The 25,570-nt window shown below is 48.4% G+C and carries 24 protein-coding genes; 8 read left to right on the forward strand and 16 right to left on the reverse strand.

Features of this window, described 5'->3' with window-relative positions:
- Positions 1-2: 2 nt before the first annotated feature.
- Together ABEW73_RS19895 and ABEW73_RS19900 are read left to right on the forward strand one after the other, a co-directional pair.
- Positions 3-917 (forward strand): DMT family transporter, encoded by a 915-nt coding sequence (locus tag ABEW73_RS19895; RefSeq protein ID WP_430172281.1) that lies wholly within the window; start codon positions 3-5, stop codon positions 915-917.
- Between the two features lie 275 nt (positions 918-1,192).
- Complete coding sequence (locus ABEW73_RS19900) at positions 1,193-2,017, forward strand: TerC family protein (RefSeq protein WP_430172283.1); 825 nt, start codon at positions 1,193-1,195, stop codon at positions 2,015-2,017.
- A gap of 111 nt (positions 2,018-2,128) precedes the next feature.
- Here the strand turns inward: ABEW73_RS19900 and ABEW73_RS19905 are convergent, their stop codons facing one another.
- From ABEW73_RS19905 to ABEW73_RS19915, 3 genes are all read right to left on the reverse strand, one after another.
- Entirely contained in the window at positions 2,129-3,865 is a 1,737-nt protein-coding gene (locus tag ABEW73_RS19905; RefSeq protein ID WP_430172285.1) for an ABC transporter ATP-binding protein, read from the reverse strand.
- A 237-nt stretch (positions 3,866-4,102) separates the two neighbouring features.
- Entirely contained in the window at positions 4,103-5,014 is a 912-nt protein-coding gene (locus ABEW73_RS19910) for an NAD(P)/FAD-dependent oxidoreductase (RefSeq protein WP_430172287.1), read from the reverse strand.
- 192 nt (positions 5,015-5,206) lie between these two features.
- Positions 5,207-6,190, reverse strand: coding sequence for a phosphotransferase family protein (locus ABEW73_RS19915; RefSeq protein ID WP_430172289.1), 984 nt, complete (start codon positions 6,188-6,190; stop codon positions 5,207-5,209).
- Positions 6,191-6,528: 338 nt separating this feature from the next.
- Here ABEW73_RS19915 and ABEW73_RS19920 point away from each other — a divergent pair, with 338 nt between their 5' ends.
- A complete protein-coding gene (locus ABEW73_RS19920) occupies positions 6,529-7,539 on the forward strand; it encodes a serine hydrolase domain-containing protein (protein ID WP_430172291.1) in 1,011 nt (336 codons plus the stop codon).
- Positions 7,540-7,836: 297 nt separating this feature from the next.
- Here the strand turns inward: ABEW73_RS19920 and ABEW73_RS19925 are convergent, their stop codons facing one another.
- The gene (locus ABEW73_RS19925; protein ID WP_430172293.1) at positions 7,837-8,346 is read right to left on the reverse strand and encodes an AraC family transcriptional regulator; all 510 of its coding nucleotides are present in this window, start codon (positions 8,344-8,346) and stop codon (positions 7,837-7,839) included.
- Between the two features lie 238 nt (positions 8,347-8,584).
- Here ABEW73_RS19925 and ABEW73_RS19930 point away from each other — a divergent pair, with 238 nt between their 5' ends.
- Both ABEW73_RS19930 and ABEW73_RS19935 read left to right on the forward strand, forming a co-directional pair.
- Positions 8,585-9,841, forward strand: a complete 1,257-nt coding sequence (locus ABEW73_RS19930) for a cytochrome P450 (protein ID WP_430172294.1) — start codon at positions 8,585-8,587, stop codon at positions 9,839-9,841.
- 429 nt (positions 9,842-10,270) lie between these two features.
- Positions 10,271-11,188, forward strand: a complete 918-nt coding sequence (locus ABEW73_RS19935; protein WP_430172296.1) for an aldo/keto reductase — start codon at positions 10,271-10,273, stop codon at positions 11,186-11,188.
- A 48-nt stretch (positions 11,189-11,236) separates the two neighbouring features.
- Here ABEW73_RS19935 and ABEW73_RS19940 read toward each other — a convergent pair whose 3' ends face one another.
- The 6 genes from ABEW73_RS19940 to nirB all read right to left on the reverse strand — a co-directional run bounded on the left by ABEW73_RS19940 (position 11,237) and on the right by nirB (position 19,113).
- On the reverse strand, positions 11,237-12,568 hold the full coding sequence (locus ABEW73_RS19940) for an MFS transporter (RefSeq protein ID WP_430172298.1): 1,332 nt from the start codon (positions 12,566-12,568) through the stop codon (positions 11,237-11,239).
- Between the two features lie 147 nt (positions 12,569-12,715).
- The gene (locus tag ABEW73_RS19945; RefSeq protein WP_430172300.1) at positions 12,716-14,365 is read right to left on the reverse strand and encodes an FAD-binding dehydrogenase; all 1,650 of its coding nucleotides are present in this window, start codon (positions 14,363-14,365) and stop codon (positions 12,716-12,718) included.
- Between the two features lie 323 nt (positions 14,366-14,688).
- Positions 14,689-15,444 (reverse strand): uroporphyrinogen-III C-methyltransferase, encoded by a 756-nt coding sequence (cobA, locus tag ABEW73_RS19950; RefSeq protein ID WP_430172302.1) that lies wholly within the window; start codon positions 15,442-15,444, stop codon positions 14,689-14,691.
- 8 nt (positions 15,445-15,452) lie between these two features.
- Positions 15,453-16,328: a formate/nitrite transporter family protein gene (locus ABEW73_RS19955; RefSeq protein WP_430172304.1), complete on the reverse strand. Its 876-nt coding sequence runs from the start codon at positions 16,326-16,328 to the stop codon at positions 15,453-15,455.
- A gap of 22 nt (positions 16,329-16,350) precedes the next feature.
- On the reverse strand, positions 16,351-16,671 hold the full coding sequence (gene nirD / locus ABEW73_RS19960; protein ID WP_430172305.1) for a nitrite reductase small subunit NirD: 321 nt from the start codon (positions 16,669-16,671) through the stop codon (positions 16,351-16,353).
- A gap of 12 nt (positions 16,672-16,683) precedes the next feature.
- A complete protein-coding gene (gene nirB / locus ABEW73_RS19965; protein WP_430172307.1) occupies positions 16,684-19,113 on the reverse strand; it encodes a nitrite reductase large subunit NirB in 2,430 nt (809 codons plus the stop codon).
- A gap of 357 nt (positions 19,114-19,470) precedes the next feature.
- Here nirB and ABEW73_RS19970 point away from each other — a divergent pair, with 357 nt between their 5' ends.
- Both ABEW73_RS19970 and ABEW73_RS19975 read left to right on the forward strand, forming a co-directional pair.
- The gene (locus ABEW73_RS19970; RefSeq protein ID WP_430172309.1) at positions 19,471-20,094 is read left to right on the forward strand and encodes an ANTAR domain-containing response regulator; all 624 of its coding nucleotides are present in this window, start codon (positions 19,471-19,473) and stop codon (positions 20,092-20,094) included.
- A complete protein-coding gene (locus ABEW73_RS19975) occupies positions 20,091-20,348 on the forward strand; it encodes a hypothetical protein (RefSeq protein ID WP_430172383.1) in 258 nt (85 codons plus the stop codon). Before ABEW73_RS19970 ends, ABEW73_RS19975 begins: the two co-directional genes overlap by 4 nt.
- A gap of 45 nt (positions 20,349-20,393) precedes the next feature.
- Here ABEW73_RS19975 and ABEW73_RS19980 read toward each other — a convergent pair whose 3' ends face one another.
- The 4 genes from ABEW73_RS19980 to ABEW73_RS19995 all read right to left on the reverse strand — a co-directional run bounded on the left by ABEW73_RS19980 (position 20,394) and on the right by ABEW73_RS19995 (position 23,036).
- Positions 20,394-20,510 (reverse strand): YjcZ family sporulation protein, encoded by a 117-nt coding sequence (locus ABEW73_RS19980; RefSeq protein ID WP_430172311.1) that lies wholly within the window; start codon positions 20,508-20,510, stop codon positions 20,394-20,396.
- A 130-nt stretch (positions 20,511-20,640) separates the two neighbouring features.
- On the reverse strand, positions 20,641-21,432 hold the full coding sequence (locus tag ABEW73_RS19985) for a hypothetical protein (RefSeq protein ID WP_430172312.1): 792 nt from the start codon (positions 21,430-21,432) through the stop codon (positions 20,641-20,643).
- A 117-nt stretch (positions 21,433-21,549) separates the two neighbouring features.
- Positions 21,550-22,515: a hypothetical protein gene (locus tag ABEW73_RS19990; protein ID WP_430172314.1), complete on the reverse strand. Its 966-nt coding sequence runs from the start codon at positions 22,513-22,515 to the stop codon at positions 21,550-21,552.
- Positions 22,476-23,036: an RNA polymerase sigma factor gene (locus tag ABEW73_RS19995; RefSeq protein WP_430172316.1), complete on the reverse strand. Its 561-nt coding sequence runs from the start codon at positions 23,034-23,036 to the stop codon at positions 22,476-22,478. The genes ABEW73_RS19990 and ABEW73_RS19995 overlap by 40 nt, the downstream gene beginning before the upstream one ends.
- Before the next feature lie 353 nt (positions 23,037-23,389).
- Between ABEW73_RS19995 and ABEW73_RS20000 the strand changes: the two genes are divergently transcribed.
- Positions 23,390-23,827, forward strand: a complete 438-nt coding sequence (locus ABEW73_RS20000; RefSeq protein WP_430172317.1) for an SgcJ/EcaC family oxidoreductase — start codon at positions 23,390-23,392, stop codon at positions 23,825-23,827.
- A gap of 71 nt (positions 23,828-23,898) precedes the next feature.
- Here ABEW73_RS20000 and ABEW73_RS20005 read toward each other — a convergent pair whose 3' ends face one another.
- Together ABEW73_RS20005 and ABEW73_RS20010 are read right to left on the reverse strand one after the other, a co-directional pair.
- Positions 23,899-24,450, reverse strand: a complete 552-nt coding sequence (locus ABEW73_RS20005) for a GNAT family N-acetyltransferase (protein ID WP_430172319.1) — start codon at positions 24,448-24,450, stop codon at positions 23,899-23,901.
- A gap of 19 nt (positions 24,451-24,469) precedes the next feature.
- On the reverse strand, positions 24,470-25,450 hold the full coding sequence (locus ABEW73_RS20010) for a homoserine kinase (protein WP_430172321.1): 981 nt from the start codon (positions 25,448-25,450) through the stop codon (positions 24,470-24,472).
- Positions 25,451-25,570 lie beyond the last annotated feature (120 nt).

Here is a 25,570-nt window from a genome sequence, read left to right on the forward strand (position 1 = left end):
ACTTGAAACCGCTGAAGGCCGATCTTATGATTTTGTTCATCACCATTTGTTGGGGCTCGTCCTATCTTTTTATGAAAGTGGGACTGGATTCGCTAGGAGAGTTTAATTTGATAGCCCTACGCTTCGGATTGGCCTTTATACTCGCAGGATTGATTTTCTTCCCCCGCTTGCGCCAGGTTAACGTAAAGACGATTCGGTATGCCATGCTCCTAGGCTTTATATTATTTATCATGTTCACCGCGCTTACCTTTGGTCTGAAGACCACGACAACATCCAATGCCGGATTTCTTATCAGTTTAACGGTGGTGTTTGTCCCTTTATTACATACGTTTCTATTTAAGAAAAAAATAGAGAACAAAGTAATTGTCAGTATTTTGCTAGCCTTAACCGGCATTGCGCTGTTGACCATCCAGCTTCCTTTTTCATTTAAAATCGGTGATCTGTTCTGTATTGCGGCGGCATTATGTTATGCGCTTCATATTAATATGGTAAGCACTGCCGCGCAGAAGGTCGATACGCTAAACCTCGGCATCCTGCAGCTTGGGTTCACGGGATTGTATGCGTTCATCTCGTCTCTACTCTTTGAAACTCCAGTATGGCCTAGCACGACCCACTCGTGGATTGCCGTTCTTGTTCTTAGCGTTGTATGCACCGCGGTCGGGTTCATCTTCCAGACGATCGCTCAAAAATATACAACGGCTACCCGGACGGGACTTGTGTTCTCCCTGGAACCTGTGTTCGCGGCGCTGGTCGGATTCTGGTTTGCTCACGAGATCATGAATGCCAATCAATATTGGGGTGCTGCCCTTGTGTTCCTTAGCGTGGTTTTATCAAGCGTTAATGTAAAAGTGAGGAGACGCTCTATCATTAAGAATAGACCCGTTCCGATGGAATCGTATTCTGCTGAATTCAAGTAAAAAAGCTTGACTTATGTCCCAAAAATTTATATCTTTATATCACGGCTTAACTGATGACGATATCAGTTATGCAGGAACGTGATTAAAGGGGAGTAGCTGACACAACAAAGTCGTCATTACGGGAACATTCCCCGGCTTTGTTGGCAACGATACGTTGTTTGCGAGACCTTTACCACACACTCTGTGGTGAAGGTCTCTTTTTGATTCTGAGGGCCTTCACCTGCCGGTGGAGGTCCTTTTTGCGCCTTCAATTAATATAACTAGGAGGAATTGGTATGGAGCTTTTATTGGAGTATGGGTGGGTACTGTTGGTGCTCATCGCACTGGAAGGGCTGCTCGCAGCAGATAATGCGCTGGTCCTTGCCATTATGGTAAAACATTTACCCGAGGCTCAGCGTAAAAAGGCTTTATTTTACGGATTGCTGGGAGCGTTTGTCTTCCGCATCGGATCGCTGTTCTTAATCTCGTTCCTGGTGGACGTATGGCAAGTACAAGCCATTGGCGCACTCTATCTTCTCTACATTTCGATCAATCACACATTGAAACACGTGATCAAAGGCAAGAAACCGACGGAAGACGCCAAGCCGAAACCGGACAAACCCAAGAAGCAATCCGGCTTCTGGATGACCGTCTTCAAAGTGGAAGTTGCAGACATCGCGTTTGCTGTAGACTCGATACTCGCAGCCGTAGCGCTGGCTGTGGCACTGCCTCCAAGCGGTCTGGCGAACATCGGCGGCTTGGACGGAGGTCAATTCATCGTCATCTTCCTGGGAGGATTCATTGGTCTGATCATCATGCGTTTTGCGGCATCCTACTTCGTGAAGCTGCTGCAGCAGCGCCCAGGACTTGAAGTGGCAGCATTCCTCATTGTCGGTTGGGTAGGGGTCAAACTTGCAGTTATCACCCTTGCGCATCCCGATGTTGCCTTGATCGACCATCACTTCCCGGAGAGCTCGATCTGGAAGGCATCCTTCTATATTGTTCTTGTGCTGATTGCCGTTATCGGATGGTTTAGTTCATCGAAAGAGAACGTACAAGACGAAGACAATGCAATCAAGGAAGTGGAAGATCAGCAGCCTGGAAAAACGCTTCAAGGGTAAATCCCGTTTCGGATGAAACAGGACAACATAATCCATAGATCGATCCAACGATAGGAAAAGGCGATTTGCTGACCGGTGCATAAACCGATCACAAATCGCCTTTCTTCCTGCTTATATCGTTAATTGCATATTATATAAATTTGCATAAGCGCCTTGCCGAGCAATTAATTCATCATGCGTGCCCTGTTCTTCAATTCCGTCCTCGGATAAAACGACGATTCGCTGTGCATTCCGTACCGTTGTCAGGCGATGAGCGATGACAAGCGTTGTCCGGTTATTACTCAACCGTTCCAGCGAATCCTGGACGGCTCGCTCGCTTTCATTATCCAGGGAACTGGTCGCTTCATCAAAAATGAGGATCGGCGGATTCTTCAGGAACACGCGTGCAATGCTGAGCCGCTGCTTCTGCCCTCCGGACAGCTTGACGCCTCGCTGCCCGATATCCGTATCATAACCGTCCGGCAGTGCCATGATGAAATCATGGGCATTCGCTCTTTTCGCAGCTTCGATGATTTCCTCCTCGCTGGCCTTCATATTGCCATATCGGATATTATCGAAGACGGTTCCCGCAAACAAATATACATCCTGCTGAACAATCCCAATATGCCTTCTTAACGAGTGCTGTGTGATATCCCGGATATCGCGTCCATCCAGCATAATGCGTCCTTCACTTACTTCATAAAAGCGCGGAATCAACGAACACAATGTCGTCTTGCCGACGCCGGAAGGACCTACCAATGCCACATACTCACCCGGCTTGATGCCCAGTGATACATGTTTCAGCACATATCCATAATTATCTTTGTATTTGAAGCTCACGTTCTGAAATGTGATATTCCCCTGAACCTGCGTGATCGCCGCAGCATCAACGGAATCCTCGATATCCGGCTCTACCTCCAAAATCTCCATAAACCGGTCAAATCCCGTAATGCCCTCCTGATACAGCCTAGCGAAATTAACCAGCCGCTGGATCGGTTCGATGAGAATGCCGATGCATAAGAAAAACGTCAGCAAATCCGCCAATTCCAGCGAGGCATCCACAATTGCGGCTCCACCAAACACAATGACCGCTATGGTAATAAGTTGGGTAAACCCGACCAACCCTTCGTGAAAGTAAGTTTCACTCTTATACCCTTCCCTTCTGCTGTCAACGAACCGCCCGTTAGCGTAGGCGAATTTGTTCCTCTCCACATGTTCGTTCGTAAACGACTTCACCACGCGGATACCCGATAGAGAATCCTCCACCTGCGCATTGATATCCCCGATCCGATCCTTGCTTACCCGGAGTGCCACATTCATCTTCTTATTAAAATAAAAAGCAAACACGGCCATAACCGGCAGAAAGAGAAACACGATCAGGGTAAGCTTCACGTCAATATACATTAAGATGATGAATGCGCCGAGGAACTTCAGAACGGAAATGAGGATATCTTCGGGTCCATGGTGATACAATTCGGTTAGCGATAGAATGTCATTGGTGGTGCGGGTCATGAGCTGCCCGGTTTTGTTCTCATCGTAGAACCCAAAAGACAGCTTCTGAAAATGGTCAAACAGCTCCCGTCTCATGTCACTCTCCATATAAGCCCCCATCATATGTCCTTTATAAGAAATGAACATATCGCAGAAGGTATGGATTAGGACCATAGCCAGCATGACGGCACCTACCGCATAAATTTGGTTCAGCGGATTCGGGGAATTCCCTTCCAACACGTTGATGGTGATATATCGTATACACAGCGGGAGCATGAGTGTAATGGCCGAAACCACAAAAGCGCATGCCAAATCTGCAAATAATAACCCCAGATACGGTTTATAATAGGACAAAAATTTCTTGGTTCGAGAATTCAAATCGATCTCCTCCGTAATGTCGGAGGGTTAAATGTTCATATCCCTCCAAACTTGATTCATGATGTAGTCCATTGTTTTTCTCATTCCAAACACCCTTCCTTTTACTTGATAACTCCATCATACCCACAAACGGCACCACCCCGAAGTGTAAGAATCATTTATAATCAAAAAATCCCAAAGGGTATAAAAAAGGCAGGCATGGATACTAACCAAGCCTGCCTCTCGCATATTCAAGTTTTAACGATTCCAACGTTCGTTAAGCAACTCACCATTGATGGCTACCGCAGCCATGGCTCCCATCGAAGCAGCGGCAATGGCTTGATACATTTCGGTGGCTGCATCACCGGCGCTGTAGACGCCTGGTACGGTCGTTTTGCCGAAGGAATCAATGACCACGCTTCCGGTTTCATTGATATCACAGCCGATGGCGGCCGGCAATTCAGAGCCGGAGACCAGGTTCGGCGCAAAAAAGATGCCCGTGCAAGGAATGACCTCTCCATCCTCCAATACGACTTGCCGTACCATCCCTTCGTTCGACTCAATGCGATGAATTGGAGAGCTGAATACGGGGATGTTATGCTCCTCCAATTCTTGGCGTTGTTCATCCGTCAGTTCATCCGGTCCATGGGTACAGATCGTATAACGATCACTCCAACCTGCAATGACTTTGGCCAAATGCGCTGCACCCGCACCCTTGGCAATCACGACAAGCGGCTGATCCCGCAGTTCCCATCCATCGCAATATGGGCAGACGAAGGCGCTCTTCCCATATACGTCTGCCAATCCGTTAATATCCAATGGGCTATCTTTCTTCCCGACGGCAAAGAGCAGCTTTTTACTGCGGTATACCGTCCCCTGACCTGTTGTAACTTGAAAATCACCATCGACACCTGTGACAGAAGCAGCAGTATCCTCTACAAAACTAACAGAAGGATAAACGCTAATCTGTTCCCTTGCGATTCTGCGAAATTCCGATGGGCTAATGCCATCTCGGGTAAGAAAACCATGGGTCTCGCGGGTAACCCGATTTCGCGGCTTCCCTTCATCCATCAGCACCACATGTTTTCTCGCTCTCCCCAATACCAACGCTGCATTCAAGCCTGCAGGTCCCCCGCCAATAATAAGGACATCATGCATTTGTTCAGTCATTTATACCAACACCTTTCTGGATCTTTAATGTCTATAATAATAGTACAAGAAGACATTCCTTCTTGTTTTTCTTCGTGCTTAAGGAAGACTACCACCAAGATTCATTATTACAGACTTACAATGTCTATTATAGATAAATAAAGTCTATAATGCAATTCAAATTCTTATTTTGATTGACGAATAGAAAAAAACTCAGCCCTTCGTAACCTGAACGGTTCCCGCAATTAAACACTGAAGATCATGCATTCGATTGGGCGTAGCCAAGCTGGAATGGGTTAACATATCGCACAAGGCAACAAGATCCTCAAGCTTGGACAGGATTTTCCAATGATCATACAGAACCGCTCCTTCCTCACGATATGCACGAACAAAGTTCTTTTCAAATACAGATCCATCGGGTTCGTATCGAAGCATATTGGCTATATCTACGTATCGGTTCCATGAAAAAGCGTCCTCCCAATCAAGCACTGCCGAAACCTCACATCCTTCAGGACCATGCCGCATTAATATATTTAAGCCATTATAGTCTGAGTGAACAAGCATAGGCGTATCTTCAATCTCCGACAATAAATGACTATACGTTTGACTGAAGGACCATACCGATTGAGCTAGCTCTTCCCCGAGCCATTGGCCGCACAGCTCTTGAAAGAGGCTTTGTTCAATAAATGCGAGAAACCGTTCCCCGTCCATCCTCATCGGATCCTGGACTTCCATGTCCCCATTGAAGAAACCGGATTCCGTAAATGTATGTTTATGGATATTGGCGAGAGTGCGTCCGGCGGAGGCTGCAGCGGCAACGAGATCCTGCTTGCTTCCATCGCGCATTACGTCACGAAGAAGACCGCCTTCCTTCCACTCCATTATCGCCCATGGCTTATCGAATATGCCGCAGCTCATATCCGCATAGATATAATCGGCAACAGGAACGGTTTGGCGTACCCTTCGAATGATAGCCAGCTCTTTTTCTGCAATCTCCCGACCTTTCCTGAACAAGCGCAGCACGTAAGGCTCTGCAGTGCCTTCCAGACGAATTTTGTAGTTGGTATTGCTAAGTCCGGTACCGATCCGTTCAGCGGTTGCTACTTTTTTACCGGGGAATATGGGTGAAATGATGTCATGAATTTGTGTGATGTCTAGTTGCATCGGCGGCACTGCGCGTTCCCATCCTTCTTTCATCTCGATGTCCTCCTATTATAAAAATTTTAAAGTTGACATGCAGTATTGCCGTTACCTCTATTTATAGTTTACATATTCTAGTGTGATTTTATAAAATCATCTTAACAGATAAGGAGAGTAATATAATGACAGATAGCTTTATAAATAGTTCAACACCGCAAGGCATATCGGTTTCGTAAGCGACAAGAATCTATTAACTCAACATATTAAAAGGCTAAAAGTAGACAACGCAAAGAAATTCGTGAGCAGAAGCTGAACGAATGGTGACTCGAGCATTCCCCTAGAAACGGAGAGCTCGAGTCACTCATAAAATTCCAGTAAACGAGGTGAAATCAAGCATGCAGGCCACGCCGAATAAAGGGTTGAAAACCGTACTTACCGACAAATACAAGTTGCTTAACGAGTATGTGCTCGACATAAAAAAACAGCTTGCCTGTTCAGCGGCTGCAACCTACATCATTCATCAGGATGTGGTCGTTAACGAATTCTACAGTGGCAGCTACGAATATGAAGCGGATAAGAAAATCGTTGCAGCCCCTACCCGCTTTAACGTAGCTTCCGTCCGCAAATCATACATCGGCTTCGCCATCGCGTTAGCGGTGCACCAGCAAAAAATAGCAAGCATAGATGATGAGATCGCCGATTACCTGGCAGATTTGGACACGGATATCGTGAGGGGAACGACCATCAGGCACTTATTGACCCATACGCACGGGCTCTTAAACCATCAGGAAAGGCGGTTTCCTGCAGGAACCGGGTGGCATTACAATAACGTGGGCATTAAAATGCTGAGTAGGCTTATTCACCAGGTCTTTGACATGTCTCTGGCCCAAGTTATGATGCACACAGTCTTCCGGCCATGTCATCTCATGGAGACAGGATGGACCATGAACCGAGACGAACATCTGGTTTGGTTAGGTGAAGAATATACTTTCGACAGCGGTGATCAAGCGAATCTATTTGTGAGTGCTCGCGATTTGGCTTTTTGGGGATATCTTCACTTGAATAAAGGATTGATTCAGGGGAAGCAGATTATCCCTCGCAACATTTTTGAACAGACCACCACCAATCAAAGCCCTCCGGTCCTTGACGATCGTTTGCCGAGAAACGGTTATGCTTGGTGGATACAAGACAAACCGAGAGCCATCTCGGAAATAGGCAGCACGCTCCCCAGCGGTACATATCAAATATTAGGGATCACCGGTTGCGCTTGCTTGGTCATCCCCGACCATAAGATCGTTGCTGTCCGGATGTATAACCAGGCGGAGCCTAATCCGCCGGGCTACAACTATCTGGAGGATATCCGGTCATTTGGCGATCAGGTTCTGGCATGTAGTCTGCGCAACTGAATCAGAAGAATAGATGGGGGGTGTCCCAAAAGATCTTAGATCTTGCTAGAGGCCCTCTTCTTGCTGTTAGAAGACGCTCCATGTACGAATCGTTCCTTCCATCGCTGTTGCCCCCACATTTCTTGGAATGGTTCTGAGCAAGGACGAAATGTGGAGGTAAAGGCGAGCGCTGACACTTGTCCGGAATCGATTCGTCCTCTCCGCTACACCATCTGGTTTCTGTTTATGAGAGCCGTACGTCAAGAAACTAAATCTATTTTTGGGACGGCCTCATACATACGAAGCGAATCATACGTCTCATTTCACGTAAACACCGTAGTCCAATATGACGTTCCCTTGTTCATCCGGCGTCATAAATCGGATATCGTGATAGCGTTCGAAGAACCACGGATTGTCGTCCAAAATCCAGCCTTGTTCGGCGATTTTAGCCATACATGCGTTATGGGGCTCCATACCGAAAAGCTCACCATTATCCCTATCGCCGTACAACCAACAGATCCCCACATCGCCTTCCGCCAGATCCGCATAATCAAATCCTACCGGAACTTCCGTGTGCTCCGGGAACAGCATCCCGATCCAATATTCAAACTGATTTCCGCTCATTCGCATGAGTCCGTAAGAAGAACCCTCCGATTCTGGCAGTGCGCCTAGCTTCCCGATCTCTTCGAACCAGCCCTTGGCGGACCATTCATCCCATCGGTCCGCGAAGCTTCCCGCCGCATTCCGATGCTCATCGGAATACCGTTTGCCGATCAAGCGCGCTGATGGGATATTTTCTTTATATACCTTGGTTACTTCTGCTGTCACGATCCTCACCCTCCTGCTCATTTTTAGTTATGTACATTCTAATTAATTTCTCTCGCAAGCATGAGAATCCTGCAAAGGATAGACCATAAGCCCGCATATTTCTAATCCATGTGGCCAGTCTTTAGACATGTGAATAGAAGCTAGGTTTGTTCAAATCGGATAAGAACGGGTATTTAAGATATATTGTGTTGGAAGCACGTTATCATTTCTAATCTTGAATATCCAGGAGGCGACCGTTATGGAAAATATCAAATCGATTCCCAAGGAAGAGGGGCTGGATCACAGCTTGAATGTACTGCGCGAAGGCTACTTGTTCATTACCAACAGAACCATCGGCTTTCAATCTGATCTATTCGAGACGCGTCTATTGGGCGAACGTGCTATCTGCATGCGTGGAGAAAAAGCGGCCAAGCTATTTTATGACCAGGAGAAGTTTGTTCGAGGCGGCGCTGCGCCGAAACGCGTGCTGAAAACCCTGTTCGGTGAAGACGGTGTACAGACACTGGATGGCGAAGAGCATCATCATCGCAAAGCGATGTTCATGTCTTTGATGTCCAGGGAAGCTCTTCGCAGCATGAGAGAAATCACCCGTAAACATTGGGACCTTGCTGTAAGACGATGGGAATCCGAGGATAAAGTCGAGATTTATAAGGAAGCTCAAGAAATTCTATGTCGAGCGGCCTGTGAGTGGGCGGACGTGCCGCTTTCCGAAGCGGAATTGAAAGAGAAAACGGGCTGGCTTGCTGACATGATTGAAGCTACAGCAGCCTTGGGTATCAAGCATAGGAAGGGAAGAAATGCCCGGGCTAAAGCGGAAAAATGGATACAGGACCTCGTAGATGACGTGCGCAGTGGAGCATTAGATCCGCAACAGGGCAGCACCCTGCATACAATGTCCTGGCACCGCGATCTTAGGGGCGAGCTCCTGGACAACGAAACCGCAGCGGTAGAAATCCTTAACATTCTTCGCCCCATCGTAGCGGTTGCCATTTACGTATGCTTTACCGCTTTAGCTGTCATTCAGCAGCCCGAAGAGCGTGAGAAATTGATGACCTCCGACGAGAAGCAGCTCAAGAATTTTGTTCAGGAAGTACGGCGGTTCTACCCCTTCTTCCCCTTTGCGCCTGCGCGTGCACGGAAGGATTTTACCTGGAACGGATATGCATTCGATAAAGGCGTGCTCACAATCCTCGATTTATACGGAACAAACCATCATCCGGGTCTGTGGGAGCAGCCGGAGCTGTTTAAGCCGGATCGTTTCGACGATTGGAACGGGAGCCCCTTTAATTTCATCCCCCAAGGAGGCGGAGACCATCATACGGGACACCGCTGTGCCGGTGAGTGGATTACGCTTGAGATCATGAAGGAGAGTCTCGACTTTCTCGCGAACAAGATGAGTTATGAAGTGCCCGTGCAGGATGTAAGCTTCAGCTTTCATGATATGCCGTCTCTTCCTCACAGCCGTATCGTCATCCGGAATGTCAAAGCGCTGTAATAAAACTCCAAAGTTATGCGGTAGTCAGGGGTACATCATACGCACTTACTTATGTATCCCAACTACCGCTGACTTTTTTTCTTCAGGCGAAAATGGTTATTGTTTAACTGAACTTACTTATGCTCGAGTGCTGTTCAACTAATGAAGCGTGGCTGACCAGTTTTCCGGATATGGGTGCTATCATCGCGGATGCAAAGGCAAAAGAGCTCCAAAGTATTCAGGATGAAGGATCGTCATTCTTTTTGCATGCGGACTCTCTTATCAAATTTAAGCTTGTACACCTTGCCACCTACATGTCACAATAAACTAGAGACTGTCAGCATGGACCTATTCAACTATGTAGTTTCGCTTACACGTTCACTGCTGCCCCTGCAACTACAGCGAGGTGGTCGCACAATCAACCTATTTTTGAATTGGAGGACCGTAATCATGAAAACGATGAAGCTTGGAAACAGTTCACTAGAAGTACCTGTTGTAGCCGTGGGTTGCATGCGTATAAATTCGCTGGAGAAAGCGGAAGCCGAGCGTTTCGTGCAATCCGCACTGGAGGAAGGCGCTAACTTCTTCGACCATGCCGACATCTATGGCGGCGGAGCATGCGAGGAAATTTTTGCAGATGCTATACATATGAATGCAGAAGTCCGGGAGAAAATCATTCTGCAATCCAAATGCGGAATTCGTCCGGGTATGTTCGATTTCTCCAAAGAACATATCTTGAATTCCGTCGATAGCATCCTGAAAAGACTCAAAACCGAGTATCTCGACGTACTCCTTCTTCACCGTCCGGATGCGTTAGTTGAGCCTGAAGAGGTGGCTGAGGCATTCGATCAGCTCGAAAGCTCCGGTAAAGTGCGTCATTTCGGCGTATCCAACCAGAATCCGATGCAAATCCAGCTTCTGAAAAAAGCAGTGAAGCAGCCGCTCGTAGCCAACCAACTGCAGCTTAGCATCACGAACACCACCATGATTCAAAGCGGGATCAACGTCAATATGGAAAATGATGCAGCAGTTAACCGTGATGGCAGCGTACTGGATTTCTGCCGACTTCACGACATTACGATTCAGCCTTGGTCGCCTTTCCAATACGGGTTCTTTGAAGGCGTATTCCTTGGAAGCGACAAGTTCCCTGAGCTTAATCAGAAGATCGATGAGATTGCAGAAAAATACAACGTAACCAACACCACGATTGCCATCGCATGGCTTCTTCGTCACCCTGCACACATGCAGCCGATCATCGGGACGATGAATATCAATCGTTTGCAAGACTGCATTAAAGCCGGCGATGTAACGCTCACCCGCGAAGAATGGTATGCCATTTACCGTGCGGCAGGCAACATCCTTCCTTAATGGCATTACAAAACAGCCTCCTATCGTGGTCGATAGGAGGCTGTTTCATTATAATGCCGCGTTTTTTGAGGATGACGAAGGTTTGCGCTTGTTTACCGAGCTTAGACAAACAGGTATCATTACCAGTGACAGCAAACCTCCCGCAATCGAGAGGGTACCGTAACTGGTATGGGCAACCACCATGCCGGATAAAGCGCCGCCCGATGCTCCTGCTAAAGCAATCAAGACGTCCACCGTCCCCTGCGTTCTGGCGCGGGCGGAAGGATGGGTAGCATCTATGATGAGTGCCGTTCCGCTGATGAAGCCAAGGTTCCAACCCAGACCCAGTAAAGCCAGCGCCGTTATGATCAGCACCATGGATTCGGCAGGAGCCACAGCGGCTAGAATCCCGGAACTCAGAAGCACGACTCCAGAAGCGATTGACATGCGGATGCGGCCGATTTTGTCCACGAGGAAACCCGTGATTAACGAGGGCAGGTACATCGCTCCGATATGAATGCCAATCACCAAACCTACCGCACTCAGGTCATGTCCGTGATGTTTCATATGGACGGGCGTCATGGTCATGATCGATACCATGACCACCTGAGTCAATATCATCACACATGTACCAACCATGATCCCCCGTTTGTTTCGTTCTGATCCGTTCGCCGCCCCGGCAGAAGAATCGCCGGAAATTTTTATTTTAGCTTCCTCAATCGCTTGGGCTATCGCATAGGGATCCGGGCGCAGGAATAATAGCAGTATCAGGCCTGCCAGAATAAAAGCCACGGCCGCCAACATAAACGGTCCTGCCAATCCAGGAATCCCGAAGGATTCCGCAACGTTCCCCATAACCCCCACCAGATTCGGACCTGCAACGGCACCGAAGGTGGTGGAAACCATCGCCATGCTGACCGCTCCTGCCCGCTGTGAAGGTTTAGCCAAATCCGTGCCTGCATAACGAGCTTGCATATTCGTGGCGGTACCTGCACCGTATATCAACAACGAAGCGAACAGCAGATACATATTTTGATAAACGGCAGCCAATATGACTCCGATCGCGGCAATTCCGCCCGCCAGGAATCCGGCAGCCAAACCCGGCCCTCTTCCATATCGCTGGGTAAGCCGGCCAATATACCAGGCCCCCAGTGCGGAACCGACCGTTATAAGAGCAACCGGGATTCCTGCATAGCTGTCCGTCTTGAGCATATCCTGTGCCAAAAGCGCACCCACCGTCAATCCTGCGGCCAAGCCAGCCCCACCGAATATTTGCGAGAGGATCACAACGATGAGGGTCTTCTTATACAGCTTGTTCTGCAAGTCGGGCGAATCTATGTAAGATTGAATATGAGATAGCCGCTTTGTGTTGGTTTCAGTAATATCCTGTTCATGGGACATGGACATTCTCCTTTCATGTGCTACCAAACAGAATACCATAGACTATCTTACAGTAAGAAGAAATTTTCATTTCGCTTGGTCATATAGGATCTGCCAACTAGTCGGCAATCTCCCGTGGGGTTAACCCAAAACATGGACAGCCTCTCATCAGAGCTTTGCAATGCTCCGGCCGGCCTGTCTCCCCGTGAACAGGCAGCCTCCCAGAAACGTTCCCTCCAATGCACGGTATCCGTGAACGCCTCCCCCTCCGAAGCCCGCGGCTTCTCCAACCGCGTAGAGTCCGGGAACCGGCTCGCCGTTTGCATTTAGTACCCGCCCAGATAGATCCGTCTGCAGCCCGCCCAGCGTTTTCCGGCTAAGAATATGTAAGCGTACCGCGATCAGAGGACCATGGGCCGGATCAAGAAATTTATGCGGTTTGGCTACGCGTATCAGACGATCGCCGATGTAATTCCTTGCACCCCGAAGCGCCGTAATCTGCAAATCCTTGGTGAATGCATGATCCATCTCGCGGTCTCTTGAAGCCAGTTGACGCTCAATGTCCACCCGCTTGATCAGATCGCCGCCTGTCAGTTTATTCATGCCATCCACTAGCTCGGGCAGGGAATCGGCAACAACAAAATCCTCCCCTTGATCCAGGAATGCCTGCACCGGCCCCGGGATACCCGAACCTGCTCTGCCAAACACTTTGCGGATGCTCTTTCCGGTCAAATCCGGGTTTTGCTCTGATCCGGACAAGGCGAATTCCTTCTCTATCACTTTTCTGGTGAGAATGAACCAGGAATAATCAAAGCCTGTATCCTGAATGGCTTTCAGGGTTCCCAGCGTATCGAAGCCAGGGAAATTCGGGGCAGAGAGCCTTTGTCCCTTGGCATCAAGCCAAACAGAAGAAGGACCTGGCAGTATCCGGATTCCGTGCTGTGACCAGACCGGGCTCCAATTCTTAATCCCTTCCGTGTAGTGCCACATCCGGTCCCTATTGACGACCCGCCCGCCTGCTTGCTCCGTAATTCCCAGCATCCGTCCGTCCACATGTGCGGGAACGCCAGAGAGCATCGCTTGGGGAGGCTTACCGAGCCGAGACGGCCAACACTGCCGGATCAGCTCATGATTGGCGCCGATTCCTCCGCTGGAGACAACAATGGCCTCTGCAAAAAATTCATAGTCGCCGACCACATCCCGTGTGCTTGCTTCGCCACGACAAGCCGAACTCGGAGCACGGACTGAACCCCTTACGCCTGTCACGGCACCATCCCGCGTAATAAGTTCATCCACTTGGTGACGGGGGCGATAATCAACCCTTCCTGAACGTATGGCGTCTTTGACTCTGGACTCGAATGGTTGTACGACTCCAGGACCTGTTCCCCACACAATATGAAAGCGTGGCACGGAATTACCATGCCCCTCCGCGAGATATCCGCCGCGTTCGGCCCACCCTACGACGGGAAAGAATCGAACCCCTAACGAATGAAGCCATGCCCGCTTCTCGCCAGCCGCAAAGTCAACATAAGCCTCAGCCCATTTTCGCCCCCACAGATCTTCGTCATCCTCTCGATCGAAACCAGCGGCTCCCAGCCAGTCCTGCCATGCCAGTTCACGGGAATCCTTGATGCCCAGTCTTCTCTGCTCGGGCGAATCAACAAGGAATAACCCGCCAAAAGACCACCATGCCTGCCCGCCCAGCGAGCTTTCCGGCTCCTGATCGAGCAGCAGCACCCGCTTGCCGGCCTCGGCCAGTTCTGCGGTTGCCACCAGACCGGATAAGCCTGCTCCCACCACGATTACGTCATACTTCATGTGCGCCACCCCCATTTTTTTAAGATGTAAAGAAGTAAAACCTACGACACTCTGGCCATATCATGATTGGTTGTGTAAACATGATATTCTCCGATGCGTAAGCGTTTCCCTCTTACTGTGAATTGGAATCGTGAAACCGCATATTGCCGGATCCATATAGTGTATGCCTTCCCTGTACCACAAACATGTTCTACACCAAAATAAAAGTGAACCCCAAGTGGATAATAGGGTTCACTTTTATTGTCAGCGTATCAGTGTTTCGTTCCAATGTACTAAACGATGCTCATGCTTCGCCATTCATCGTCCTTACGCCTGCATAAGCTTTATCCTGTTCGTTCCTCCGCCTCCGCAGCCAGCTTCAGGAGCTGATCCCTCACTCGCACAACTTCACCGATGATCAGAAGTGCCGGATTCTTCACGTTCATAAGAAAGGCAATCTTGTGGATGGTTCCGAGCGTTCCCATTATGGTTCGCTCCTCTGCCCGGGTCCCCTGTTCAACGATAGCAACGGGAGTCGATGGGGGCTTGCCATGAGCGAGCATCTCCTTACAGATATCGTCCATTCTGCTGACGCCCATGTACACCACAAGCGTATCCACACTGTGAGCCAACAAGTCCCACCTCACACTTCGTTCATTTCCATGGCAGCTCGTTCCGCTCACAAAAGCTACCGAAGTGCTGGCCCCACGGTGGGTCAGAGGTATCCTTGTGGAGGAGGCTGCGCCTAAAGCCGAGGTGATGCCGGGCACGATCTCGAAGGGAATGCCTCGAGCAGCCAATTCGCACGCCTCTTCGCCGCCCCGTCCGAAGATCAGCGGATCACCTCCCTTGAGCCTGACGACAAGATGGCCGGCAAGGGCAAAGGTTACCATGTTCTCATTAATTCTCTCCTGCGGAACGGAATGGCTGCCGGGTGCCTTACCGCAATATACGAGCAAAGCATCCTTTTTTGCGTAACTCAACAGCTCATCGTTCACCAGCCGATCATACATGATGACGTCCGCTTCCTGAATACGCCGGAGGGCTTTCAGCGTTATCAGCTCCGGATCTCCCGGACCTGCGCCAACAATATACACCATGCCCGACCTCATCGTCTTTTATCGACCGGGACCGCCGTCGTCTCCATAGCGCTGAGTCCATGCTGGGTCTTCGCAATCGGTTTAACCTCGCTCCGCTTTCCGAATCCGTATTGGGATAAGTACAACATCGCCCCGGTAAATACCGCTCCGCCAATAAAATTACCTATGAGTACGGGGATTTGGTTCCAAAGCCACCAATCGGCCATACTAACATCCGCCCCGAGCATCATGCCCGCCGGTATCACAAACATATTAACCACGGCATGCTCGAATCCTTGACCGAAGAAGATCAGGATGGGCAGCCACATCGCAACGATTTTTCCTATCGTTGAGTTTGACGTAAACGCCATGACAACGCCTAACGTCACCATCCAGTTGCAGAGCATAGCCTTGATCACCACCAGCAGCATACCGCTCATGCCCAGCTCCTTATAGCCGAGTGTCTTCGTCTCGCTCGTGTCGATGATCATCTGAACAAGCGGATGGCTCATATCCGTCCCCATCTTGGTCACGGTAAGAGCATAGAGCCCCCCATAAATCAGACAGCCTATCACATGTCCGAGAATAACCCATCCGTAATTCGCAAGCATGGAAGCACTTGAAGCCTTCTTTTGCAGGACGGCTAATGGCAAGAGTGCAAAGCTTCCAGTTACCAACTCTAAGCCCAGCAGTACAATCATCACAAAGCCAACCGGAAATAGGAGTGCGCCCACCATCGGGATATTCGTTTGGTTTGAAGCGCTAAAAGCTAGCGTGGTGGCACACGCCAGGATGGCGCCTGGCAACATGCCGCGGATGAGCATCTGCGAAGTCTTCAGCCGGGCTTTCGCAGCACCGGCCTCGATCATGTCATTCATTACCTGATTCGGTTTCACATAATCCATATCGTGCACCCTCTCTTATGCGTTAAGCAGTACGATCCTGCAGGTAAATTCTGCCGCTCACCGGGTCAACTTCTACCTGGTAGGTGTTTACATTTCCCGTATCCGGCTCTTGAACCTGCCCGCTGCATAAGTCGATCTTCCAATCATGCAGCGGACAATGCACCTGCTTCCCGCACACCATTCCCTCCGAAAGCTTGCCTCCTTTATGCGGGCACTTGTTCTCCACGGCCAGAATATCCCCATCCGATAAACGGAACAGCGCGATTTCCGTTCCACCGACCTCAATGGTCCTTGAGCCCTTATGATCAATTTCGTTCACATATCCTACATGAAGTTTCGTCATTTTGGATTCCCCCTATTTCGTCACAGGTTCAGCATCAGGCAAAGGCACGAAGTTTTTACGAAGCCCGCTGTCCGACGTAATTTCCTTCCACGGATCCTTCTGCTTGCTTAAAGCCAGCTTTATTCTCGAGAAGAGCGCGACGCGGTCCTCCTTCTTCTCTAATGCTTTTTTCACATGGTCCAAGCCTACTCGCTCGATCCAAACCGATGTCCGCTCATTCCACTGCGCGTTTTCCCGATAGTATTGGATAAATGCCCCGGCCCATTCGAGCACCTCATCTTCCGTCTTCACGATGCATAATAACTCCGTTGCCCGAACATGAACGCCTCCATTGCCGCCGACGTGCAGTTCCCATCCGCCATCAATCGCTACGACTCCAAAATCCTTGATGGTCGCTTCTGCACAATTTCTAGGACATCCGGAAACCGCGAGTTTCACTTTAGCCGGGGTGCACAGCCGCTCAAACTCTTTCTCCAAGCGCACACCCAGGCCTATGGAATCCTGGGTGCCGAATCGGCAAAACGTGGACCCCACGCAAGTTTTAACGGTACGGAGGGCTTTACCGTAAGCATAACCGGAAGGCATATCCAGCTCCTCCCACATCTTCGGCAGATCCTCCTTCTTAACGCCAAGCAAGTCGATCCGTTGTCCGCCTGTAATCTTGACCATTGGTACATCGAATTTTTCCGCAATCTCTGCAATTTTCTTTAGCTCCGAAGGCGACGTCACCCCGCCATATATTCTGGGAACAACGGAATAGGTGCCATCCTTCTGAATGTTGGCATGGTATCGCTCATTCGTGAAGCGGGATTCCTTCTCATCCACGTAGGATTCCGGAAACAGCATGCCCAGATAGTAGTTCAATGATGGCCGGCATTTAGAACACCCTTCCGGATTGTCCCACCCCAGCACATTCATCACTTCTTTGACGGTTCCAAGTCCAAGACGGGTAATTTCTGTGATAATTTCATCCCGTCCTAGCGATGTACACCCGCATATCCCTTCCTTTACGGGTTCCCCTGCAGCATCTCCGGCGTATAACTGAACCAGTCCCTCAACAAGGGGTTTGCAGCCGCCGCAGGATCCCGATGCTTTGGTACAAGCTTTAACGGAAGCGGCGGTGTTGCAATTTTTCGTAAGAATGGCATCTTTTATCGCTTCTTTCGACACGCCGTTACAGCCGCATATGATCTCATCATCCGCTAGCTGAGCCAGCCGCTGTTCCATCGATACAATGCTTGCATTACCCGTGCCTAACAGAAGCTCCTTCTCCCGGCCCTTGATGGATTCGCCGCTTTTCATGAGCGAGAACAGCTTCGGTCCATCCCCCGTATCGCCGAACATCACGGCCCCGATGAGCCGGTCTTCGCGGACGACGATTTTTTTGTATACCCCTTCGACCTCATCTTGATATCGCATCGATCTTGTTCCTTCCGGGTCTGCAAAATGACCTGCTGAGAACACATCCACGCCGGATACCTTTAGTTTCGTTGACGTTACGGAACCGGCGTATCCACTCGTCTCCACATCCGCCAGATGCTTGGCAAGAACTGCTCCCTGTTCGTATAGCGGTGCCACAAGACCATAAGCGATTCCTCGATGCTCTGCGCATTCGCCCACCGCATAGATGCCGGGGATATTCGTCTCCATATAGTCGTTAACAACAATTCCGCGGTTGACTTCAATCCCGGAGGAATGTGCCAAGGAAACGTTCGGCTTGATCCCGACGGCCATTACGATCAGATCGGTCTCGACACGGCTTCCGTCCGTAAAATGGAGTGCCTTCACCCGCTTCCGCCCTGAGATGGACTCCGAATTTTTATTCAGCAAAAATTTCATCCCTTGGGTTTCAAGTTCACCCTGCAGCATTCTGCCCGCCGTTTCGTCCAATTGCCGTTCCATCAGATAGGGGTTAAGGTGAACCACGGATACATCCATACCCAGATGCAAAAGCCCTCTAGCGGCCTCCAGACCCAGCAGGCCTCCACCGATAACCACCGCTTTCTTGAATTGCTGCGACGTCTTCACCATCGTTTCGCAATCCTGGATATCCCGGAATGCGATAACGCCTTCCTTGTCGGCACCCGGCAATGGCAGCATAAATGGATTGGAACCGGTGGCAATAATCAATACATCATAGTCAGCGGCGGCGCCTTGATCGGAGAAAATTTTGCGAATCTGCGTGTCGATCCGGGTCACCGTATGACCCGCATATAACTGGATCCGATTCTCCTTATACCAATCCCAATCATTAATGATGATTTCCTTCATATCGATACCACCTGCAAGGACAGATGACAGCATGATCCGGTTATAATTCGGATGAGGCTCCGATCCGAATATCGTAATCTCATAAGCATCCGGCGCAAGCTTAATCAAATGCTCGATTGCCCGTACCCCTGCCATGCCATTCCCGATCATGACTAACTTCTTTTTTGTCATGGTTTGCGCTCCCTTCCGTCTAACACCTTAGAATATACTTGTTGATTCATCAGAAGCTTAAAGAAACCAAAATAGCCTGCATTCGCTCCAGTAGAGTAGGCACACTCTTACCGGGAACGAAAACAGGCTTCTTTGCCGCTAATGGGGGATACACCGTTGTATCCGGGAAATATAAAGTTCTTGAGGGAAATATACACTACACTCAAACTGTTTATCAACATATTTGACATGAAATAAAGAAAATTAATTAAATATCGACATCTGCCTGTTATATATGTTATATAATTTAACATAATATTGGCTTTTGCATGAGCTTAACCTGTGACAGGATATCATTTATGAAAGGAGCGTCAATCCATGCGTTCATTGCTGGTTATCCAACATCCAGTCCCCGCTTCAGAGCGAAGTGACACAGATGCCAAGGCGCTTCTTCCGGAATTTATCCTTCGTTCATATGGCTACAAGGTCCACCTTGCCCGCAATGAGAAGCAAGCGCTGGCCGGAATATTGGAAGCAGACGGAATGGTTCTTCACCTCCCGGTTGCCGCAATCAAATCGTGGTCCAGCGCCCTCGAACAACAGAAGCGCATTCCGGTTCTGTGGTGGTGCAGCGATCATGCCGCTTCGCAATCTCTCGAAGCATGTGAGGATGATGTTATCATTGATGGACTTTTATTTCCCACCATGAAGGAGCATGAGCTGCATTGGGCGCTGCATTTTAGTTCCAAACATTTTTACGAACGAGAGCAATGGCATCATGAAAGAACGCAGCTCCTTGCCCGTATTGAAGAACGGAAATGGATCGATATGGCCAAAGGCATTCTATGCAAGATGAATAATATTTCGGAATCCGAAGCATACGATGTCCTGCGGAAACAGGCAATGAATGAAAGAAAAAGAATGGTGGATGTGGCAACCTCGATCGTCAAGTTGTATCAATTGCTGCAGGAGACCGGTTCTGGAGGTGCAACAAAATCATGATCCACTTATTAAAAGAAGTCGGCCGCGGCAAGCGGGGTGCGCGTGACCTGACTTATGCGGAAGCGCTGCAGGCTGGAGAATCGATTCTCGGATTGCATTATCGGATATACACGCGTCGAATACTTGCAAAGCTCTTCTGGATTCCGGTAAACCGTGGGCGTTATACGACAAATGGTCGTCTTTGCTTTCAAAGCCTATCCCATATGAAGGTTGGACCTCGCCAATCGTCAGGCATGCAACGCCTTGAACAGTAGTAACCCGCACCGGGCAACCGGTGCGGGTTTCTTTTTCATTACCTATTAGACTCCAAATCCAAATCCGAACGCAGAAAGAATGATGACCAAGAGAATAAAGAGAACCAGTACTGCTCCAACAGATGATCCGTATCCTCCGCCGTACCCAGCTACTTCACCCATTGCTCCAACCTCCTTTACTTTTCCGAACACAACATCCTATGCTCGTGATGTCAAAGGGCGTAGACTCTAGAGGAAAAATAAAAACAGACAGGAATTGGGTCAATATGAATCCGGATTTTAAGGCGAAGCTTTATTTCGCAATCATTTTTTTGGCATAGTTTAGTACGTCCGATTTGGCACTCTCCGCCCAAATGCTGTACCGAATCTGCTGCTCTTCATCCACCCAATCCAGGTGATCCCTACCCTTGGAGTCGGCTGTGTAGACACATTCCACTCCGTTAATGACGATGGTTTCCTTTTTCTCGTTCGGTTTCTCATATGGCACAGGCGTTCCGCCTATTGGCAGTTCAGGAACAATATAACTCGCGACGACTTGAAGCTTTACTTTTCCCTTATCAAAATTAAGGATCACCGTGGACGCTTCATTCGCCTTCATGATGTCGGAGTAAACGAATTTCTCGCCGTTTGCGGCCTTCGCCCTTAATTCCTGATCAATCTCCTCGTACAAGCTCGACGTTCTTTCAGGACTCTTTAAGAATATAATCGCGTTTTGAAAAGAACAACTCTTCGGCAAGCCAGCAGGCTTCGTTAGCGCTGGAGCGTTCATAACCTTCGCCTTCGCCACATAGTCCGAATACTTGGTGAAGCCAAAGCCTTTAGATGTAAAGTAGATTTCATCTAACCGGTTATATTCCTGGTCCGCAACATAATAGGCAACCATCTGTCCTGCCGTAAGTTTGTCACTCAACTCCTTGATACGATCATCAAACGAAACGGATGTCTTCTCCGGTTTGGCAGCAGAAACCGCTGCCGTCATCTGTGGAACAGTCGTACTTGCATTGCTTGCTGCATAAACATTCGCAGATCCGACCATCATCGTTGCTGCGAGAAATAATGCGACTTTCATTTTGTTTTTCATCATGATAAACTGTGTGCTCCTTTCGGCGGTAAGGCCTCTTGAAATAGTGTTGAAATACATCTCGTATAACACCTTGCTGACAACAAAAGGGACATTCTGTAAAAAATAATGAAAAACCGTTTATTCCGAAACAAGACCGGCTGCAATCTTCGCAAACTCATCCTTGGACAGCGGATCCTTTGGATCATCCGTAATTATATACAGAACCTCTTCACTGTCGCTTAGCCAAGTCAAGCTGCGCGAAGGGCTTGATGGACTGGCTGAAAAAATCATTTCTTTCCCTTTCACCTTTATTTTTATGGCTTGGTTTGTGGGTACCCCGGCCTTGGAACCCTTCTCCCGTGCAAAAGCTACCATCTTGATCCGGTTTTCGCCTTTACGATATTCCATTCCTGTAGAGGCAATCTCGAACCATGGAACAATTTTATAGAACAGCCCCTGTTCTTCATCCGACTTCTCAGCCTGCGCTTTGAGTTCATCCTCAAGAATTTGATATTCCGGCGTATTCCATACGGGCGTGTTCCTAATTTGAATCTGTCCAAAATCAAATTGATACCCTTCCGGTACATAATCAGGTTTCTGAAGCACTGGAGCCCCCTTCTCCTCGATTTCTTTTGCGAGTTCCTGATAATTCGAATGCTTAGTCAACCTATAAAAATAATTCAAAGGCTGCTCTTTGACCAGTGGTGTCATATGCTGGTCCTTGATATAATATACCGCCTGTTCACCCGGCTTTAACCTCTTGCTCAGCTCTTCTTCCGTCTCTTTTCTCCGTTTGGCGTTATATTCCGATTCGGAATATTTCCATGGCTTTATGGTAGACAGAATGACTTCGCCTTCCTTGTTCTTGATCTGAATCAAGTAATTACTTGCGTAAACAGTCAGCGATGAAAGAATCAAAATCGCAGTAAGCATCGCAGTAATGAAGGTTTTCTTCCGATTGCCGTCATTTCTCCCGTGTTTCTTCCGGTGAATTTGACGCACCTTGTGCATGATGGCGGGGGTCACGTCCACCTCTTCTTCCACGGAGTGCAATTCCATACTTCTCAGAATTCGATCTTGCTCCGGCTGTCCCGAATCTCGCATAACTCCGTCCCCTCCTTCTCCTGGATCAGCTTGATGACTTTCTGTTTCATTCGAGCATACTTTTTCTTCACTGCACTGAGATTCTTATCCAGAATCTGCGCAATCTCCATGAATGGTTTATCTTCGAAAACCCGGAGCACGAGCAGATTCCGCTCCTCCACCGAGAGCTTGGTCATGGCATATTCCAGCGGTTCGCTGAACCACCGGCGCTCCAGCGTCTGTTCCACGCTATCAGCATACCCTGTCGATCTGATGAGTCGGCTCACTCGCATTCGAACTTGTCTCTTGCGAAGCAGATTGAGACAATGATGATAGGATATCTTATATAACCATGATGAGAACGAAACCTTCGCTTCATAGGTATGAAGCTTGGTGAACGCTTTAATGAAGATATCCTGGACGGCATCCTGTGCGTCCTGCTTGCAGCCGAGCATCCGGCAGCAATATATGTAGATCTGTTTTTTGTACGTTTCAACGATAGGCTCGAAACAATCCACCTCACCGGCCTTAACGCGCCTCACGCACTCCTCTATCGAATCCAATTCGAAGACGCACCTCCGCATAAATCTTATTTACGTTTGTATAACACCTCTTCTGCCAAAAAAGGGACACCTGTAACATAAATAAAAAAAACCTGCCTTAAGTATGTATTGTTTTGATGTAATGTTGATCCTTTTCTGTTATCAGTAGCGAGATCTCCGAACGTCTTGATTATCCCACATCTTGCTTATATACCTGAGGGCATATACTCTTGCCATAAAATATATTTTTAATTATATATCTTATCCTCTAAGATGAGATCACAGAAATCAATGAATAAGGATGAAGAGGTCTTAGTCCATAATGCAGTACAAATAAAAGGAGGCTATACACAATGTCCAACAACCAGGAGAATCACAAGGTACTAGAAGAGCAGGAAGGTCGCATCATTAGACAAACGATTTCCGATATGGAATCTGCATTTAATCAACATGACGCCGATGCCTTGGATCGTCACTTTACCCAAGACTCCACTTGGGTCAATGTTATGGGGGAGATGCTCTCAGGCTGGGAGCAAATAAATAACGCACATAAAGTTGTTTTAACAGGGCCGCTTCTTCAATCATACGCAAAGTATTTCGTTGAGAAGCTTGTATTCTTACGCCAGGATGTGGCCATAGCGCATATACGACAGTATCCGGCTACATCGAAAGGGGAACTCATCGAAGACGGACAAGGAAGCCTGGCAATCTATGTGATGGTCAAGGACCAAGACACATGGCTCCTTGCTGCGGGCCAGAATACTTTAATTCATTCGCACCGTAAAGGATAAACACAATAAGATTGAGTCTATCATCCAAGCAGCTTAAACATCATTTCCCATGTTAAAACCCAGGTTCTCGATCATAGGATCGGAGGACCTGGTCGCGATGATTCAAACTGAAAGATCAGCTTCTCATGGTCGTTTCTCCTATCAATAAATTCTTGCACGCCTGAGTTCGAAGCATAGTTGTTCAGCGTCTTTCTCCAGAATGCCTGCGCTCGCTTATTGCGATCCGTGGCATTCGTCTGGACTTCCCAGCTGCCGGCATGCTCATCGAACACTTGCGATGCAGCATTCTCCGCAACATGTATTCCACGGAAGGGTTTCATAACAAAAAACTCATTCATGTAAAATTCACTGCCAAACGTGTATGGCGGGGTTGCTACCAGAGCAAATCCTGCCGGGATGCCATCCACACGAATCAGGTAAGGAAACAAAATCGAGGGTTTCTCCCACCATATATCAAATACTTGGATCTGGTCATTCAAGGTTCTTGTGTCATCATCCTCATAGACGCCATAACGATTCGGCTTCCATCCCCATATCCCTGATAAATCATGCAAATACAGCGGATAGATATTATTAATGATAAATTTGGTGGACGTATCGGTTAACTCCACGGTAACTTTCATAGGTTCTCCTCCGTCCTAGTCAATAACCCAAACTCTTGAAATACTGCATTTTGCTATCTATAAAACCTTCATCAAAGTCGGCAATCCCTACAAACTCCGAATCTCGAAAACATAGACCAAAGAGCCATAGCTGACGAATGGCAACAAAAACAGGAACAGCAGCAAGATCATTTTCGCTGAGAGATCTGACACTGCCATATCCTCTCAGAAAGGCATTCCACAATTCTTCCACTTCCTCCGGGTCATGCCCGCTATGTATTTCTCTGGCCAGCCTAAACTCGGCAATATCGTAAGCTCTCCAGCCGTAACCGCATAAATCAAAATCATAATGGGTCAGCTTTCCGTCCTCTGCAAATGCGGCATTCGTATTTCCATGAAGATCTCCGTGGCATACGCCCCAATCTAAACCTTTAACCTTGAATTCCGAGATTCGTTTCTTTAGTTGCACTGCCAGTTCACCTAGGTAGTTGTAATCCGTCAACCGATGCTCCATATAGGGTCTGATGAAGGATAAAGGCCTATCTATAAGAAACTCCATATCCAACTGTTCCCTTGCATGACGACTTTCAAAATGCGCTGCCGCCTTATGCATATGGCCAATGGATTCACCGAATCGATAACTGTCCGCTGTGGTGTGAATCGGTCTCTCGTGCCCTTCCGCATATTGAAATAGGACCCCGTACCTGGTTCCCTCCACGACGCTAAACCCTCTAAGGTAAGCACCGTATTTTCCCGGAATCGGCTCTGACACGCTGATCCCGTTCGCACCGAGAAAGCGCAGCAATTCCAATTCAAACTCGATGTCAGACCGGCTTCTTCGATCAGCCCTGTAGATCCGGAAGATATACTTATCAACATCCGTTTCTACTTCGTATGTATCGTTCATGCCCCGCAGAAAATACTGAATTTTCACAACGGAACCGACCTCATAATGATGTTGGATATGTAACCCTACCGCTTGTTTAGATAGAAGCGAGTAAGTGACAGGAAATAATCTCAACCCAAATCCCTCCTTGCACTTAAGGGTATCATCCTCGACAAACTCTTACATATAGGCTGTATGATTATAATTATTTTTTATATAAACCGCGGTACGTCGTAATCACAAAAAAAAGCAATA

Origin of the sequence: Paenibacillus lautus (assembly GCF_050482385.1) — a bacterium.
GTDB classification, from domain to species: Bacteria; Bacillota; Bacilli; order Paenibacillales; family Paenibacillaceae; genus Paenibacillus_AQ; species Paenibacillus_AQ lautus_B.

Bases quoted from the DNA above. Each gene is read 5' to 3' on its own strand.
- ABEW73_RS19900 (WP_430172283.1), top strand. From the start codon at position 1,193: ATGGAGCTTTTATTGGAGTATGGGTGGGTACTGTTGGTGCTCATCGCA.
- ABEW73_RS19910 (WP_430172287.1), bottom strand. From the start codon at position 5,014: ATGACTGAACAAATGCATGATGTCCTTATTATTGGCGGGGGACCTGCA.
- ABEW73_RS19915 (WP_430172289.1), bottom strand. From the start codon at position 6,190: ATGAAAGAAGGATGGGAACGCGCAGTGCCGCCGATGCAACTAGACATC.
- ABEW73_RS19920 (WP_430172291.1), top strand. From the start codon at position 6,529: ATGCAGGCCACGCCGAATAAAGGGTTGAAAACCGTACTTACCGACAAA.
- ABEW73_RS19930 (WP_430172294.1), top strand. From the start codon at position 8,585: ATGGAAAATATCAAATCGATTCCCAAGGAAGAGGGGCTGGATCACAGC.
- ABEW73_RS19935 (WP_430172296.1), top strand. From the start codon at position 10,271: ATGAAAACGATGAAGCTTGGAAACAGTTCACTAGAAGTACCTGTTGTA.
- ABEW73_RS19940 (WP_430172298.1), bottom strand. From the start codon at position 12,568: ATGTCCCATGAACAGGATATTACTGAAACCAACACAAAGCGGCTATCT.
- ABEW73_RS19945 (WP_430172300.1), bottom strand. From the start codon at position 14,365: ATGAAGTATGACGTAATCGTGGTGGGAGCAGGCTTATCCGGTCTGGTG.
- cobA (WP_430172302.1), bottom strand. From the start codon at position 15,444: ATGGTGTATATTGTTGGCGCAGGTCCGGGAGATCCGGAGCTGATAACG.
- ABEW73_RS19955 (WP_430172304.1), bottom strand. From the start codon at position 16,328: ATGGATTATGTGAAACCGAATCAGGTAATGAATGACATGATCGAGGCC.
- nirD (WP_430172305.1), bottom strand. From the start codon at position 16,671: ATGACGAAACTTCATGTAGGATATGTGAACGAAATTGATCATAAGGGC.
- nirB (WP_430172307.1), bottom strand. From the start codon at position 19,113: ATGACAAAAAAGAAGTTAGTCATGATCGGGAATGGCATGGCAGGGGTA.
- ABEW73_RS19970 (WP_430172309.1), top strand. From the start codon at position 19,471: ATGCGTTCATTGCTGGTTATCCAACATCCAGTCCCCGCTTCAGAGCGA.
- ABEW73_RS19975 (WP_430172383.1), top strand. From the start codon at position 20,091: ATGATCCACTTATTAAAAGAAGTCGGCCGCGGCAAGCGGGGTGCGCGT.
- ABEW73_RS19980 (WP_430172311.1), bottom strand. From the start codon at position 20,510: ATGGGTGAAGTAGCTGGGTACGGCGGAGGATACGGATCATCTGTTGGA.
- ABEW73_RS19985 (WP_430172312.1), bottom strand. From the start codon at position 21,432: ATGATGAAAAACAAAATGAAAGTCGCATTATTTCTCGCAGCAACGATG.
- ABEW73_RS19990 (WP_430172314.1), bottom strand. From the start codon at position 22,515: ATGCGAGATTCGGGACAGCCGGAGCAAGATCGAATTCTGAGAAGTATG.
- ABEW73_RS20000 (WP_430172317.1), top strand. From the start codon at position 23,390: ATGTCCAACAACCAGGAGAATCACAAGGTACTAGAAGAGCAGGAAGGT.
- ABEW73_RS20005 (WP_430172319.1), bottom strand. From the start codon at position 24,450: ATGAAAGTTACCGTGGAGTTAACCGATACGTCCACCAAATTTATCATT.